This window comes from Pseudomonas sp. NBRC 111124 (assembly GCF_001320245.1).
Taxonomy (GTDB): domain Bacteria; phylum Pseudomonadota; class Gammaproteobacteria; order Pseudomonadales; family Pseudomonadaceae; genus Aquipseudomonas.
The window spans coordinates 1-15,767 of the sequence record NZ_BCBA01000083.1; the positions used below are offsets into that span (position 1 = coordinate 1).

Below are 15,767 nucleotides of genomic sequence, written 5' to 3' on the forward strand. Positions count from 1 at the left end.
TGTTCTGCTGCGTGGTACCAAGCGTGACGACGTTGAGCGTGGCCAGGTTCTGGTCAAGCCAGGTTCGGTCAAGCCGCACACCAAGTTCACCGCAGAAGTCTACGTCCTGTCGAAGGAAGAAGGCGGTCGTCACACTCCGTTCTTCAAAGGCTACCGTCCTCAGTTCTACTTCCGTACCACTGACGTGACCGGTAACTGCGAACTGCCGGAAGGCGTTGAAATGGTAATGCCAGGTGACAACATTCAGATGACTGTTACCCTGATCAAGACCATCGCAATGGAAGACGGTCTGCGCTTCGCTATCCGTGAAGGCGGTCGTACCGTCGGCGCCGGCGTCGTAGCAAAAATTATTGAATAAGTAGTTGATTTTCCTCGTCAGGCCGGTATAATGGCCGGCCTGATACAGCGTTACAGGTCAGTAGCTCAATTGGCAGAGCGACGGTCTCCAAAACCGTAGGTTGGGGGTTCGATTCCCTCCTGACCTGCCATTTCACCTCGGTGTGATGGCTTTCTTCTTACAGGATCCTCCTCGATGACCCCCAAAACTGAAGCCCAAGAATCGCGTTTTGATCTGTTCAAGTGGCTGGCTGTAGTGGCTTTGGTGGTTGTTGCTGTTGTGGGTAATCAATATTACTCCGCCTCCCCGATCCTGTACCGCGTACTTGCACTTCTCGCCCTGGCTGCTGTCGCAGGCTTTGTAGCTCTGCAGACTGCGAAGGGTAAGTCGTTCTTTGCGCTGGCGAAGGAAGCTCGTGCCGAGATCCGTAAAGTCGTGTGGCCGACCCGCCAAGAAACCACTCAGACCACGCTGATTGTCGTGGCTGTCGTGCTGGTTATGGCACTGCTGCTGTGGGGTCTTGATTCCCTGCTCGGTTGGGCGGTCTCCCTGATCGTTGGCTAAAGGTGTCCCGTGGCTAAGCGTTGGTATGTTGTGCATGCTTACTCGGGTTACGAGAAGCATGTAATGCGCTCCCTGATTGAGCGCGTAAAGCTGGCTGGCATGGAAGACGGTTTCGGCGAGATCTTGGTCCCGACCGAAGAAGTCGTCGAAATGCGCAATGGTCAGAAGCGCAAGAGTGAGCGTAAATTCTTCCCTGGCTATGTACTGGTCCAGATGGAGATGAACGAAGGGACTTGGCACTTGGTCAAGGACACCCCTCGTGTGATGGGCTTTATCGGCGGCACTGCAGACAAGCCTGCGCCTATCACCGATAAAGAAGCTGAAGCTATCCTGCGTCGCGTTGCCGACGGCAGTGACAAGCCGAAGCCGAAGACGCTGTTCGAACCAGGTGAAGTGGTTCGTGTCATTGACGGTCCGTTCGCTGACTTCAATGGTAGTGTCGAAGAGGTTAACTACGAAAAGAGCCGGCTGCAGGTTGCAGTGCTCATTTTCGGTCGCTCTACTCCGGTGGAGCTCGAGTTCAGCCAGGTCGAAAAGGTCTAGGCGGACGAAGCATCCCATACCCCGCAGCCCTGTGTGCTGCGGGGTTTTGTCGTCACTGGGATAAAACGCAAGTCATCCGGGGAGCCATCTGGCGTTCGTACCCGATTTTGGAGTAGCTCATGGCTAAGAAGATTCAGGCTTACATCAAGCTGCAAGTTAAGGCCGGCCAGGCCAACCCAAGCCCACCCGTCGGTCCAGCTCTGGGCCAACACGGTGTGAACATCATGGAGTTCTGCAAGGCCTTCAACGCCCGTACTCAGGGTCAAGAAGCCGGCCTGCCGACTCCAGTGATCATCACTGTCTACAGCGACCGTAGCTTCACCTTCGAGACCAAGAGCACCCCTGCCTCGGTTCTGCTGAAGAAAGCTGCTGGCCTGACCAGTGGTTCGGCTCGTCCGAACACCGTGAAAGTCGGTACCGTTACCCGTGCTCAGCTGGAAGATATCGCCAAAGCTAAACAGGCTGATCTGACCGCCGCTGACCTGGACGCAGCTGTACGCACCATCGCTGGCTCTGCCCGCAGCATGGGCCTGAACGTGGAGGGTGTGTAATGGCTAAGCTGACCAAGCGCCAAAAGGCAATCGCCGAGAAAATCGAAGCAGGCAAGGCCTACAACTTCGAAGAAGCCGCAACCCTGCTCGCTTCGCTGCCGGCTGCCAAATTCGTAGAGTCCTACGACATCGCCGTTAACCTCGGTGTTGACCCACGTAAATCCGACCAGGTCGTTCGTAGCGCTACCGTGCTGCCACACGGCACTGGCAAGACCGTGCGTGTTGCCGTCTTCACCCAGGGTCCAGCTGCTGAAGCCGCTCTGGCTGCCGGCGCTGACCGCGTAGGTATGGACGATCTGGCTGCCGAAATGAAAGGCGGCGACCTGAACTATGACGTCGTCATCGCATCGCCTGATGCCATGCGCGTTGTAGGTCAGCTGGGTCAGGTTCTGGGTCCTCGCGGCCTGATGCCTAACCCGAAAGTAGGTACCGTGACTCCAGACGTAGCCACTGCCGTGAAAAACGCCAAGGCTGGTCAGGTTCGCTACCGTACCGACAAAAACGGTATCATCCACACCTCCGTTGGCAAAATCGGCTTCGAAGCTGACAAGCTGAAGGAAAACGTTGAAGCCCTGATCGCTGATCTGAAGCGTATCAAGCCGGCTTCTTCGAAAGGTATCTACGTCAAGCGCGTTACCCTGAGCACCACCATGGGCCCAGGTCTGATCATCGATCAGAGCTCGCTGAACGTGTAAGAACTTGGTGGCGCGACCTGTCGCGCCACCCGCAAAATTGGGGTCCCTGCCTGGCGGGGGCTATCCAAGACCGTAGGCGGCGCAAGCCTTAAAACACCAGCCCACGCAGATGGTGCTCCCGATTCGTTTACCGAATCAGACACCAAAACGACATCCGGCTTCGGCCAGATGAAACGGTAAAAACCAGGAGTAAACCCGTGGCAATTAAACTCGAAGACAAGAAGGCCATCGTCGCTGAAGTCAACGAGGCTGCCAAAGTCGCTCTGTCCGCTGTCGTGGCCGATGCCCGTGGTGTGACTGTAAGCGCAATGACCGGACTCCGTAAAGAGGCCCGCGAAGCTGGCGTATACGTACGTGTCGTACGTAACACCCTGCTCAAGCGCGCTGTTGAAGGCACCGAATTTTCGATCCTCAACGACGCGTTCAAAGGCCCGACCCTGATTGCTTTCTCGAACGAACACCCGGGCGCTGCTGCTCGTCTGTTCAAAGAGTTCGCCAAGGGTCAGGACAAGTTCGAGATCAAGGCAGCCGCATTTGACGGCAATCTGATTGCAGCGAACCAGATCGACGTGTTGGCTTCCCTGCCGACCCGCGACGAAGCTATTGCACGACTGATGAGCGTTATTCAAGGCGCCACCAGCAAGCTGGCTCGTACTCTGGCAGCCATTCGCGACCAGAAAGAAGCTACCGCTGCCTAAGGCAAGCGAATTCTTTCAAAATCATACGTTTAATTTGATGGCTGCGTAGGCTGTCACCCCAATACAGGATTTAAGTCATGTCTCTGACTAACGAACAAATCATCGAAGCAATCGGCCAGAAAACCGTTCTGGAAGTTGTTGAGCTGATCAAAGCTATGGAAGAAACCTTCGGCGTTACCGCTGCTGTTGCCGCTGCTGGCCCAGCTGCTGCTGCTGCCGTTGTTGAAGAGCAGACCGAGTTCAACGTTGTTCTGGTTGAAGCCGGCGAGAAGAAAGTGAACGTGATCAAAGCCGTTCGCGAGCTGACCGGTCTGGGCCTGAAAGAAGCCAAAGAGAAAGTCGACGGCGCTCCTCAGGTTGTAGCTGAAGGCGTTTCGAAAGAAGCCGCTGAAGACGCTAAGAAGAAGCTGGAAGAAGCAGGCGCTAAAGTCGAGCTGAAGTAATCTCGACCTTGCGATGCCAGCCTGAGCGTTGAGCGAAAGGCTGATGGCTGGTGGCTTATGCCACCGGCCTTTTTCCGTTATTGGCGGTCGGTCATGCCGGCCCCGATAACACGCTGCAAGACACCCATGTGGGTGCGCAAACCAAGGGGTTTGCACGATTTTCTGGCTGCTCCCGCCGGGAGAAGCCAAACAAGCAGGTGACCAAGCTGGGGAACGCTGATGGCTTACTCATACACTGAGAAAAAACGTATCCGCAAGGACTTTAGCAAGTTGCCGGACGTCATGGATGTGCCATATCTTCTGGCCATCCAGCTGGATTCGTATCGCGAATTCCTGCAAGCGGGAGCATCCAAGGATCAGTTCCGTGACGTCGGCCTGCACGCGGCCTTCAAGTCGGTATTCCCGATCATCAGCTACTCCGGCAATGCTGCCCTGGAGTACGTAGGCTACCGCCTGGGCGATCCCGCCTTCGATGTGAAGGAATGTGTCCTGCGTGGCGTGACCTTCGCGGTCCCACTGCGGGTCAAGGTGCGCCTGATCATCTTCGACAAGGAATCGTCGAACAAAGCGATCAAGGACATCAAAGAGCAAGAAGTCTACATGGGTGAAATCCCCCTGATGACTGAGAACGGTACCTTCGTAATCAACGGTACCGAACGAGTAATCGTTTCCCAGCTGCACCGTTCGCCTGGTGTGTTCTTCGACCACGACCGTGGCAAGACGCACAGCTCCGGCAAGCTGCTGTACTCCGCTCGCATCATCCCTTACCGCGGTTCGTGGCTGGACTTCGAGTTCGACCCGAAAGACTGCGTGTTCGTGCGTATCGACCGTCGCCGCAAACTGCCGGCCTCGGTGCTGCTGCGCGCGCTGGGTTACAGCACGGAAGAAGTGCTCAACACCTTCTACACCACCAACGTATTCCACATTTCCGGCGAAAAACTCAGCCTGGAACTGGTACCTCAGCGTCTGCGTGGTGAAGTCGCGGTCATGGACATCCATGACGACAGCGGTAAGGTCATTGTCGAGCAGGGCCGCCGTATTACCGCGCGCCACGTCAATCAGCTCGAGAAAGCCGGTGTCAACCAGCTGGACGTGCCGATGGAATACGTCCTCGGTCGCACCACCGCCAAGGCCATCGTTCACCCGGCCACCGGCGAAATCCTGGCCGAGTGCAACACCGAGCTGACCACCGAGCTGCTGATCAAGATCGCCAAGGCTCAGGTTGTCCGCATCGAGACCCTGTACACCAACGACATTGATTGCGGTCCGTTCATCTCGGATACCCTGAAGATCGACACCACCAGCAACCAATTGGAAGCGCTGGTCGAGATCTACCGCATGATGCGTCCAGGCGAGCCGCCGACCAAGGATGCTGCCGAGACCCTGTTCAACAACCTGTTCTTCAGCGCCGAGCGTTACGACCTGTCCGCCGTCGGCCGCATGAAGTTCAACCGTCGTATCGGTCGTACCGAGATCGAAGGTTCGGGCGTGCTGAGCAAGGAAGATATCGTCGAGGTTCTGAAGACCCTGGTCGATATCCGTAACGGCAAAGGCATCGTCGACGACATCGACCACCTGGGTAACCGTCGCGTTCGTTGCGTTGGCGAGATGGCCGAGAACCAGTTCCGTGTTGGCCTGGTACGTGTTGAGCGTGCGGTCAAGGAACGTCTGTCGATGGCCGAAAGCGAAGGCCTGATGCCGCAAGACCTGATCAACGCCAAGCCGGTAGCGGCGGCGGTGAAAGAGTTCTTCGGTTCCAGCCAGCTCTCGCAGTTCATGGACCAGAACAACCCGCTCTCCGAGATCACCCACAAGCGCCGTGTCTCCGCACTCGGCCCTGGTGGTCTGACCCGTGAGCGCGCCGGCTTCGAAGTCCGTGACGTACACCCGACCCACTACGGCCGCGTGTGCCCGATCGAGACCCCTGAAGGTCCGAACATCGGTCTGATCAACTCCCTGGCAGCCTATGCCCGCACCAACCAGTACGGCTTCCTGGAAAGCCCGTACCGCGTGGTGAAGGAAGGCGTGGTCAGCGATGACATCGTGTTCCTGTCGGCCATCGAAGAAGCGGATCACGTGATCGCTCAGGCTTCGGCCGCGATGAACGACAAGAAGCAGCTGATCGATGAGCTGGTAGCGGTTCGTCACCTGAACGAATTCACCGTCAAGGCGCCGGAAGACGTCACCCTGATGGACGTTTCGCCGAAGCAGGTTGTTTCTGTTGCAGCGTCGCTGATTCCGTTCCTCGAGCACGACGACGCCAACCGTGCGTTGATGGGTTCGAACATGCAGCGTCAGGCTGTACCAACCCTGCGTGCCGACAAGCCGCTGGTAGGTACCGGCATGGAGCGCAACGTTGCCCGTGACTCCGGTGTCTGCGTGGTTGCTCGCCGCGGTGGTGTGATCGACTCGGTCGATGCCAGCCGTATCGTCGTTCGCGTCAATGACGACGAAGTCGAGACCGGTGAAGCAGGTGTGGATATCTACAACCTGACCAAGTACACCCGTTCGAACCAGAACACCTGCATCAACCAGCGTCCGCTGGTGAGCAAGGGTGACAAGGTTCAGCGCAGCGACATCATGGCCGACGGCCCGTCCACCGACATGGGTGAGCTGGCACTGGGTCAGAACATGCGCATCGCGTTCATGGCGTGGAACGGCTTCAACTTCGAAGACTCCATCTGCCTGTCCGAGCGTGTGGTTCAGGAAGACCGTTTCACCACCATCCACATCCAGGAACTGACCTGTGTGGCGCGTGACACCAAGCTTGGCCCAGAGGAAATCACTGCGGACATCCCGAACGTGGGTGAAGCCGCACTGAACAAGCTGGACGAAGCCGGTATCGTCTACGTAGGTGCTGAAGTCGGCGCTGGCGACATCCTGGTCGGCAAGGTCACGCCAAAAGGCGAAACCCAGCTGACTCCGGAAGAAAAACTGCTGCGCGCAATCTTTGGTGAGAAGGCCAGCGACGTTAAGGACACCTCCCTGCGCGTGCCAACCGGCACCAAGGGTACCGTCATCGACGTACAGGTCTTCACCCGTGATGGCGTAGAGCGCGACAGCCGCGCCCTGTCCATCGAGAAGATGCAGCTGGACGAGATCCGCAAGGACCTCAACGAAGAGTTCCGCATCGTCGAAGGTGCAACCTTCGAGCGTCTGCGTGCTGCCCTGAACGGCCAGGTGGTCGACGGTGGCGCGGGCCTGAAGAAAGGCACCGTGATCACTGACGAAGTGCTGGACGGTCTGGAGCACGGCCAGTGGTTCAAACTGCGCATGGCTGAAGATGCACTGAACGAGCAGCTGGAAAAGGCTCAGCAGTACATCGTCGATCGTCGCCGTCTGCTGGACGACAAGTTCGAAGACAAGAAGCGCAAGCTGCAGCAGGGCGATGACCTGGCTCCGGGCGTACTGAAGATCGTCAAGGTCTACCTGGCAATCCGCCGTCGCATCCAGCCGGGTGACAAGATGGCCGGTCGTCACGGTAACAAGGGTGTCGTCTCGGTAATCATGCCAGTAGAAGACATGCCGCACGACGCCAACGGTACTCCGGTCGACGTCGTACTGAACCCGCTGGGCGTACCTTCGCGTATGAACGTCGGTCAGATCCTCGAAACCCACCTGGGCCTCGCGGCCAAAGGTCTGGGCGAGAAGATCGACCGCATGATCGAAGAGCAGCGTAAAGCCGCTGAGCTGCGCACCTTCCTCACCGAGATCTACAACGAGATCGGTGGTCGTCAGGAGAACCTGGAAGAGTTCACCGACGAAGAGATCCTCGCCTTGGCGAACAACCTGAAGAAAGGCGTGCCAATGGCCACCCCAGTCTTCGACGGTGCCAAAGAGCGTGAGATCAAGGCCATGCTGAAACTGGCAGACCTGCCAGAAAGCGGCCAGATGGTGTTGTTCGACGGCCGCACCGGCAACAAGTTCGAGCGTCCTGTGACCGTTGGTTACATGTACATGCTCAAGCTGAACCACTTGGTGGACGACAAGATGCACGCGCGTTCCACTGGTTCCTACAGCCTGGTTACCCAGCAGCCGCTGGGTGGTAAGGCGCAGTTCGGTGGTCAGCGTTTCGGGGAGATGGAAGTGTGGGCGCTGGAAGCATACGGCGCGGCATACACCCTGCAAGAAATGCTCACAGTGAAGTCGGACGACGTGAACGGCCGTACCAAGATGTACAAGAACATCGTGGATGGCGATCACCGTATGGAGCCGGGCATGCCCGAGTCCTTCAACGTGTTGATCAAAGAGATCCGTTCGCTCGGTATCGATATCGATCTGGAAACCGAATAACACGTGACGCGAATGGGAGTGGGGCAGGTAATGCCCGCTCCCTGCTCCGCCAGGAGGAAAGGCCTTGAAAGACCTACTGAATTTGCTGAAAAACCAGGGTCAAGTCGAAGAGTTCGACGCCATCCGCATCGGTCTGGCGTCGCCTGAAATGATCCGTTCGTGGTCGTTCGGTGAAGTTAAGAAGCCGGAAACCATCAACTACCGTACGTTCAAGCCTGAGCGTGACGGCCTGTTCTGCGCCAAGATCTTTGGCCCAGTCAAGGACTACGAGTGCCTGTGCGGCAAGTACAAGCGCCTCAAGCACCGCGGCGTGATCTGCGAGAAGTGCGGCGTTGAAGTTGCCCTGGCCAAGGTTCGTCGTGAGCGCATGGCGCACATCGAGCTGGCCTCGCCGGTTGCCCACATCTGGTTCCTGAAGTCGCTGCCGTCCCGTATCGGCTTGCTGATGGACATGACCCTGCGTGATATCGAACGCGTGCTCTACTTCGAGAGCTACGTTGTTATCGACCCGGGCATGACCACCCTCGAGAAGGGTCAGCTGCTGAACGACGAGCAATATTTCGAAGCGCTGGAAGAGTTCGGTGACGACTTCGACGCCCGCATGGGTGCCGAGGCTGTCCGCGAGCTGCTGCACGCTATCGACCTGGAGCACGAGATCGGCCGCCTGCGCGAAGAGATTCCGCAGACCAACTCGGAAACCAAGATCAAGAAGCTGTCCAAGCGCCTGAAGCTGATGGAAGCTTTCCAGGGCTCGGGCAACCTGCCTGAGTGGATGGTCCTGACCGTCCTGCCAGTGCTGCCGCCGGACCTGCGTCCGCTGGTGCCGCTGGATGGTGGCCGCTTCGCGACCTCCGACCTGAACGACCTGTATCGTCGGGTGATCAACCGTAACAACCGTCTGAAGCGCCTGCTCGATCTGTCGGCGCCGGACATCATCGTGCGCAACGAAAAGCGCATGCTGCAGGAAGCGGTCGACGCCCTGCTGGACAACGGCCGTCGCGGTCGCGCCATCACTGGCTCGAACAAGCGTCCGCTGAAGTCCCTGGCCGACATGATCAAAGGTAAGCAAGGTCGCTTCCGTCAGAACTTGCTCGGTAAGCGTGTGGACTACTCCGGCCGTTCGGTAATTACCGTAGGCCCGACCCTGCGTCTGCACCAGTGCGGTCTGCCGAAGAAGATGGCCCTCGAGCTGTTCAAGCCGTTCATTTTCGGCAAGCTGGAAATGCGTGGTCTGGCGACCACCATCAAGGCCGCCAAGAAGATGGTCGAGCGCGAGCTGCCAGAGGTGTGGGACGTACTCGCCGAGGTGATCCGCGAGCACCCCGTACTGCTCAACCGTGCGCCGACCCTGCACCGTCTGGGTATCCAGGCCTTTGAACCGGTTCTGATCGAAGGTAAGGCTATCCAGCTGCACCCGCTGGTCTGTGCCGCGTACAACGCCGACTTCGACGGTGACCAGATGGCCGTTCACGTGCCGCTGACGCTGGAAGCCCAGCTCGAAGCGCGCGCGCTGATGATGTCGACCAACAACATTCTGTCGCCAGCCAACGGTGAGCCAATCATCGTTCCGTCGCAGGACGTTGTACTGGGTCTGTACTACATGACCCGTGAAGCCATCAATGCCAAGGGCGAAGGTCGCGTGTTCGCTGACCTGCAGGAAGTCGACCGCGTATTCCGCGCCGGCGAAGCTGCCCTGCACGCGAAAATCAAGGTTCGTATCAACGAAACCGTGAAAGATCGCGATGGCAGCATCACCAAGAACACCCGTATCGTCGACACCACCGTCGGCCGTGCGCTGCTGTTCCAGGTTGTACCGGCAGGCCTGCCGTACGACGTGGTGAACCAGCCGATGAAGAAGAAGGCGATCTCCAAGCTGATCAACCAGTGCTACCGCGTGGTGGGTCTGAAAGAGACCGTTATCTTCGCTGACCAGCTGATGTACACCGGTTTCGCTTACTCGACCATTTCCGGCGTTTCCATCGGTGTTAACGACTTCGTTATCCCGGACGAGAAAGCCCGCATCATCGGTAACGCTACCGACGAAGTGAAGGAAATCGAGAGCCAGTACGCCTCCGGCCTGGTAACCCAGGGTGAGAAGTACAACAAGGTCATCGACTTGTGGTCCAAGGCGAACGACGAAGTGTCCAAGGCGATGATGGCCAACCTCTCGAAAGAGAAGGTCATCGACCGCGAAGGTAACGAAGTCGACCAAGAGTCCTTCAACTCGATGTACATGATGGCCGACTCGGGTGCGCGGGGTTCCGCAGCCCAGATCCGTCAGCTGGCCGGTATGCGTGGCCTGATGGCCAAGCCGGACGGCTCCATCATCGAGACGCCGATCACTGCGAACTTCCGTGAAGGTCTGAGCGTACTCCAGTACTTCATCTCGACCCACGGTGCTCGTAAAGGTCTGGCGGATACCGCACTGAAGACCGCGAACTCCGGTTACCTGACCCGTCGTCTGGTAGACGTTGCACAAGACTTGGTCGTGACCGAGATCGACTGCGGCACCGACCACGGCCTGCTGATGACTCCGCACATTGAAGGCGGTGACGTAGTAGAGCCGCTGGGTGAGCGTGTACTGGGCCGTGTCATCGCCCGAGACGTGTTCAAGCCAGGCACCGAGGACGTCATCGTTCCGGCCGGTACCTTGGTCGACGAGCAGTGGGTCGAGTTCATCGAGCTGAACAGCATCGACGAAGTGATCGTGCGTTCGCCGATCAACTGCGAAACCCGCTTCGGTATCTGCGCCAAGTGCTACGGTCGTGACCTGGCTCGTGGTCACCAGGTAAACATCGGTGAAGCTGTCGGCGTTATCGCTGCACAGTCGATCGGTGAGCCGGGTACCCAGCTGACCATGCGTACGTTCCACATCGGTGGTGCTGCAAGCCGTACTTCGGCTGCCGACAGCGTCCAGGTGAAGAACGGCGGTATGGTACGTCTGCACAACCTGAAGCAGGTTGAACGTGCCGACGGTAACCTGGTTGCCGTATCCCGTTCGGGCGAGCTGGCCATTGCCGACGAATTCGGTCGTGAGCGTGAGCGTTACAAGCTGCCTTACGGTGCGGTCATTTCGGTCAAGGAAGGTGACAAGGTCGAAGCTGGCGCCATCGTCGCCAAGTGGGACCCGCACACCCACCCGATCGTTACCGAACTGAAAGGTACCGTGACCTTCGTGGGCATGGAAGAAAACATCACCATCAAGCGTCAGACCGATGAGCTGACCGGCTTGACCAACATTGAAGTACTGGACGTCAAGGATCGCCCTGCCGCAGGCAAGGAAATCCGTCCGGCAATCAAGATGGTCGATGCTGCTGGCAAGGACCTGTACCTGCCGGGTACCGACGTACCTGCCCAGTACTTCCTGCCGGCAAACGCCTTGGTAGGTGTAGCTGACGGTGCTCAGATCGGTGTTGGTGACGTTATCGCGCGTATCCCGCAAGAAACGTCGAAGACCCGTGACATCACCGGTGGTCTGCCACGCGTTGCCGACCTGTTCGAAGCGCGCCGTCCGAAAGAAGCCTCGATTCTGGCTGAAGTCAGCGGCACCATCGCGTTCGGTAAAGAGACCAAGGGCAAGCGTCGTCTGGTCATCACTCCGACCGACGGTAGCGATCCGTACGAAGAGCTGATTCCAAAGTGGCGCCACCTGAACGTCTTCGAAGGCGAACAGGTAAACCGCGGCGAAGTTATCTCCGACGGCCCAAGCGATCCGCACGACATCCTGCGTCTGCTGGGTGTAAGCGCGCTGGCGAAGTACATCGTCAACGAGATCCAGGACGTTTACCGTCTGCAAGGCGTTAAGATCAACGACAAGCACATCGAGACCATCCTGCGTCAGATGCTGCGCAAGGTCGAGATCGCCGAGTCGGGTGATTCCAGCTTCATCAAGGGCGACCAGATGGAACTGACCCAGGTGCTGATGGAAAACGAGCGCCTGGCTGGGGAAGACAAGTTCATCTCCAAGTTCACCCGCGTGCTGCTGGGTATCACCAAGGCCTCGCTGTCGACCGAGTCGTTCATCTCCGCGGCTTCCTTCCAGGAAACCACCCGCGTACTGACCGAAGCGGCGGTAACCGGCAAGCGCGACTACCTGCGTGGCCTGAAAGAGAACGTGGTCGTGGGTCGTCTGATCCCGGCTGGTACTGGTCTGGCCTATCACAGCGAGCGCAAGCGTCGCCGTGATGCCGACAAACCGCTGCGCGTAAGTGCCAGTGAGGTGGAAGCCGCACTGACCGAAGCGCTGAATTCCAGCGGTAACTAAGTACAGGGCAGGGCCCCGGCAAGCCTCGAACGACCTTCTGCGACATGAAATGTTGCCGATGATCGGGCGAGGAGGGCCGGGGCCTCGTCTTGACTGGGTGCAAGATCCTCCGTAGACTTTTGTACCCTTAAATTTGGTGAGGCTCCGTCTCGCCAATTTTTGGCTTTCTTGCAAGACAATAGAGTCGCAAGACAATCAGTGGAGCTAGTAGATGGCAACTATCAACCAGCTGGTACGTCAGCCGCGCAAGCGTTCGGTCGAGAAGTCCGACGTTCCTGCGCTGCAGAACTGCCCGCAACGTCGTGGCGTGTGCACCCGCGTGTACACCACCACGCCGAAAAAACCTAACTCGGCACTGCGTAAAGTATGCCGTGTGCGTCTGACCAACGGTTTCGAGGTTTCCTCGTACATCGGCGGTGAAGGCCACAACCTGCAAGAGCACAGCGTCGTCCTGATCCGTGGCGGCCGTGTAAAAGACTTGCCAGGTGTTCGTTACCACACCGTTCGCGGCTCTCTGGATACTTCGGGCGTTAAAGGCCGTAACCAGGGTCGTTCGAAGTACGGTACCAAGCGTCCGAAGTAATCGGCCGTTTGCAGACATCCATTTTTTTGAGTCGATAAGAGTAAGGTCGGGCAGGGGTCGAAGACCCACGTCCCGGGCTAACCTGAAGACCGTTTGAGGGCTTATCATGCCAAGACGTCGTGTAGCAGCAAAACGTGAGATCCTTGACGATCCGAAGTACGGATCCCAGATCCTCGCCAAGTTCATGAACCACGTGATGGAAAGCGGCAAGAAGGCCGTAGCCGAGCGCATCGTTTACGGTGCCCTGGATACCGTCAAAGCACGCAAGAACAGCGACCCCCTGGAAATCTTCGAGAAAGCTCTCGACGCCATCGCTCCGCTGGTCGAAGTTAAGTCCCGCCGTGTAGGCGGTGCCACTTACCAGGTTCCGGTTGAAGTTCGTCCATCCCGTCGTAACGCTCTGGCAATGCGCTGGCTCGTAGACTACGCCCGCAAGCGCGGCGAGAAGTCGATGGCTCTGCGCCTGGCCGGCGAGCTGCTGGATGCTGCCGAAGGCAAAGGTGCTGCAGTCAAGAAGCGTGAAGACGTGCACCGTATGGCTGAAGCCAACAAAGCGTTCTCGCACTACCGCTTCTAATTCAAGCATCAATCATTTTGCGAGGGCTTTATGGCTCGTACTACAGCAATTAACCGCTACCGTAACATCGGTATCTGTGCCCACGTTGACGCGGGCAAGACTACCACTACCGAGCGGATCCTGTTCTACACAGGTCTGAGCCACAAGATGGGCGAGGTGCATGACGGCGCCGCGACCACCGACTGGATGGTGCAGGAGCAGGAGCGCGGTATCACCATTACCTCCGCTGCCGTTACCACCTTCTGGAAAGGTTCCCGTGGTCAGTACGACAACTACCGCGTAAACGTCATCGATACCCCTGGCCACGTTGACTTCACCATTGAAGTAGAGCGTTCGCTGCGTGTACTCGACGGCGCGGTCGTTGTGTTCTGCGGTACTTCTGGTGTTGAGCCACAGTCCGAAACCGTATGGCGTCAGGCCAACAAGTACGGCGTTCCACGTGTTGTCTACGTGAACAAGATGGACCGTGCGGGTGCCAACTTCCTGCGCGTTATCGGTCAGATCAAGAACCGTCTGGGTCACACCCCGGTTCCGGTCCAGCTGGCTATCGGTGCGGAAGACGACTTCCAGGGTCAGGTTGACCTGATCAAGATGAAAGCCATCTACTGGAACGACGACGACAAAGGTACTACCTACCGCGAGGAAGAGATTCCTGCTGAGCTGGTGGACCTGGCCAACGAATGGCGCAGCAACATGGTCGAGGCTGCTGCCGAGGCCAACGAAGAGCTGATGAACAAGTACCTTGAAGAAGGTGACCTGTCCGTCGAAGACATCAAGGCTGGTCTGCGCGCCCGTACCCTGGCGAGCGAGATCGTTCCTGCTGTCTGCGGTTCCTCGTTCAAGAACAAGGGCGTTCCCCTGGTTCTCGACGCCGTTATTGATTTCCTGCCTGCGCCAACCGAGATCCCTGCGATCAAGGGTATCCACCCTGATCTGATCGACGTGCCGAAGGACGAAGTCACACCAGAGCAGTACGACGAGCGTCCTGCTGACGACGACGCGCCGTTCTCGGCCCTGGCGTTCAAGATTGCCACCGACCCGTTCGTTGGTACTCTGACCTTCGTTCGCGTTTACTCGGGCTTCCTGACCTCCGGTGACTCCGTCATCAACTCGGTCAAGGGCAAGAAAGAGCGCGTTGGTCGTATGGTGCAGATGCACGCCAACCAGCGTGAAGAGATCAAGGAAGTACGTGCAGGCGACATCGCTGCTCTGATCGGCATGAAGGACGTCACCACTGGTGACACCCTGTGCAACGCCGACAAGCCGATCATCCTTGAGCGTATGGACTTCCCTGAGCCGGTGATTTCGCTCTCCGTAGAGCCGAAGACCAAAGCTGACCAGGAGAAGATGGGTATCGCACTGGGCAAGCTGGCCCAGGAAGACCCGTCGTTCCGCGTCAAGACCGACGAAGAAACGGGTCAGACCATCATCTCCGGTATGGGTGAGCTGCACCTGGACATCCTTGTTGACCGCATGAAGCGCGAGTTCAACGTTGAGTGCAACGTCGGCAAGCCGCAGGTTTCGTACCGCGAGAAGATCACCAAGTCCAACGTCGAGATCGAAGGTAAGTTCGTTCGTCAGTCGGGTGGTCGTGGTCAGTTCGGTCACTGCTGGATCCGTTTCTCGGAGCCGGACGTCGACGAGAAGGGCAACATCACCGAAGGTCTGGTGTTCACCAACGAAGTCGTTGGTGGTGTGATTCCTAAGGAATTCATCGCCCCGATCCAGAAGGGTATCGAAGAGCAGATGAAGAACGGCGTCGTTGCCGGCTATCCGCTGCTCGGCCTGAAGGCCACGGTATTCGACGGTTCGTACCACGACGTCGACTCCAACGAAATGGCGTTCAAGATCGCTGCTTCGATGGCGACCAAGCAACTGGCCCAGAAGGGCGGTGGCGTGGTGCTTGAGCCGATCATGAAGGTCGAAGTTGTAACTCCGGAAGATTACCTCGGTGACGTGATGGGTGACCTGAGCCGTCGTCGTGGCATGATCCAGGGTAATGAAGACTCGGTGTCCGGCAAGGTAATCACTGCTGAGGTGCCGCTGGGAGAGATGTTCGGTTACGCAACCGACGTTCGTTCCATGTCTCAGGGTCGCGCAAGCTACTCCATGGAATTCTCGAAATACGCTGAAGCTCCGTCGAACATCGTCGAAGCTCTCATTAAAAAACAAGGCTGATTCAGCCCCTTTAGGCTAGGAGTTCACTGTCGTGGCTAAAG

At 57.9% G+C, this 15,767-nt stretch carries 11 protein-coding genes, 1 tRNA gene and 1 pseudogene; all 13 read left to right on the top strand.

Going from position 1 to position 15,767, the window contains the following annotated elements:
- Positions 1-358, top strand: a pseudogene (locus tag APH28_RS25650) (elongation factor Tu); the annotation flags it as partial.
- Positions 359-412: 54 nt separating this feature from the next.
- Positions 413-488, top strand: a tRNA-Trp gene (locus tag APH28_RS25655).
- 44 nt (positions 489-532) lie between these two features.
- Entirely contained in the window at positions 533-901 is a 369-nt protein-coding gene (secE, locus tag APH28_RS25660; RefSeq protein WP_060513243.1) for a preprotein translocase subunit SecE, read from the top strand.
- Between the two features lie 9 nt (positions 902-910).
- A complete protein-coding gene (gene nusG, locus APH28_RS25665; RefSeq protein WP_003255501.1) occupies positions 911-1,444 on the top strand; it encodes a transcription termination/antitermination protein NusG in 534 nt (177 codons plus the stop codon).
- 119 nt (positions 1,445-1,563) lie between these two features.
- Positions 1,564-1,995: a 50S ribosomal protein L11 gene (gene rplK, locus APH28_RS25670; protein ID WP_003255500.1), complete on the top strand. Its 432-nt coding sequence runs from the start codon at positions 1,564-1,566 to the stop codon at positions 1,993-1,995.
- Positions 1,995-2,690 (top strand): 50S ribosomal protein L1, encoded by a 696-nt coding sequence (gene rplA / locus APH28_RS25675; RefSeq protein ID WP_054893557.1) that lies wholly within the window; start codon positions 1,995-1,997, stop codon positions 2,688-2,690. Before rplK ends, rplA begins: the two co-directional genes overlap by 1 nt.
- Before the next feature lie 197 nt (positions 2,691-2,887).
- A complete protein-coding gene (gene rplJ / locus APH28_RS25680; RefSeq protein ID WP_060513244.1) occupies positions 2,888-3,388 on the top strand; it encodes a 50S ribosomal protein L10 in 501 nt (166 codons plus the stop codon).
- Between the two features lie 77 nt (positions 3,389-3,465).
- Positions 3,466-3,831 (top strand): 50S ribosomal protein L7/L12, encoded by a 366-nt coding sequence (rplL, locus tag APH28_RS25685; protein WP_007957596.1) that lies wholly within the window; start codon positions 3,466-3,468, stop codon positions 3,829-3,831.
- Positions 3,832-4,050: 219 nt separating this feature from the next.
- Entirely contained in the window at positions 4,051-8,124 is a 4,074-nt protein-coding gene (rpoB, locus tag APH28_RS25690) for a DNA-directed RNA polymerase subunit beta (RefSeq protein ID WP_060513245.1), read from the top strand.
- A gap of 64 nt (positions 8,125-8,188) precedes the next feature.
- Entirely contained in the window at positions 8,189-12,388 is a 4,200-nt protein-coding gene (gene rpoC / locus APH28_RS25695; RefSeq protein WP_060513246.1) for a DNA-directed RNA polymerase subunit beta', read from the top strand.
- 211 nt (positions 12,389-12,599) lie between these two features.
- Positions 12,600-12,971, top strand: coding sequence for a 30S ribosomal protein S12 (gene rpsL / locus APH28_RS25700; protein ID WP_003255492.1), 372 nt, complete (start codon positions 12,600-12,602; stop codon positions 12,969-12,971).
- Positions 12,972-13,077: 106 nt separating this feature from the next.
- Complete coding sequence (gene rpsG / locus APH28_RS25705) at positions 13,078-13,548, top strand: 30S ribosomal protein S7 (RefSeq protein ID WP_003246741.1); 471 nt, start codon at positions 13,078-13,080, stop codon at positions 13,546-13,548.
- Between the two features lie 30 nt (positions 13,549-13,578).
- Positions 13,579-15,726, top strand: coding sequence for an elongation factor G (fusA, locus tag APH28_RS25710; RefSeq protein ID WP_060513247.1), 2,148 nt, complete (start codon positions 13,579-13,581; stop codon positions 15,724-15,726).
- Positions 15,727-15,767 lie beyond the last annotated feature (41 nt).

Coding starts and splice junctions, on each gene's coding strand:
- fusA (WP_060513247.1), top strand. CDS start 13,579: ATGGCTCGTACTACAGCAATTAACCGCTACCGTAACATCGGTATCTGT.
- rpoB (WP_060513245.1), top strand. CDS start 4,051: ATGGCTTACTCATACACTGAGAAAAAACGTATCCGCAAGGACTTTAGC.
- rpsL (WP_003255492.1), top strand. CDS start 12,600: ATGGCAACTATCAACCAGCTGGTACGTCAGCCGCGCAAGCGTTCGGTC.
- secE (WP_060513243.1), top strand. CDS start 533: ATGACCCCCAAAACTGAAGCCCAAGAATCGCGTTTTGATCTGTTCAAG.
- rplA (WP_054893557.1), top strand. CDS start 1,995: ATGGCTAAGCTGACCAAGCGCCAAAAGGCAATCGCCGAGAAAATCGAA.
- rplL (WP_007957596.1), top strand. CDS start 3,466: ATGTCTCTGACTAACGAACAAATCATCGAAGCAATCGGCCAGAAAACC.
- rplK (WP_003255500.1), top strand. CDS start 1,564: ATGGCTAAGAAGATTCAGGCTTACATCAAGCTGCAAGTTAAGGCCGGC.
- rpsG (WP_003246741.1), top strand. CDS start 13,078: ATGCCAAGACGTCGTGTAGCAGCAAAACGTGAGATCCTTGACGATCCG.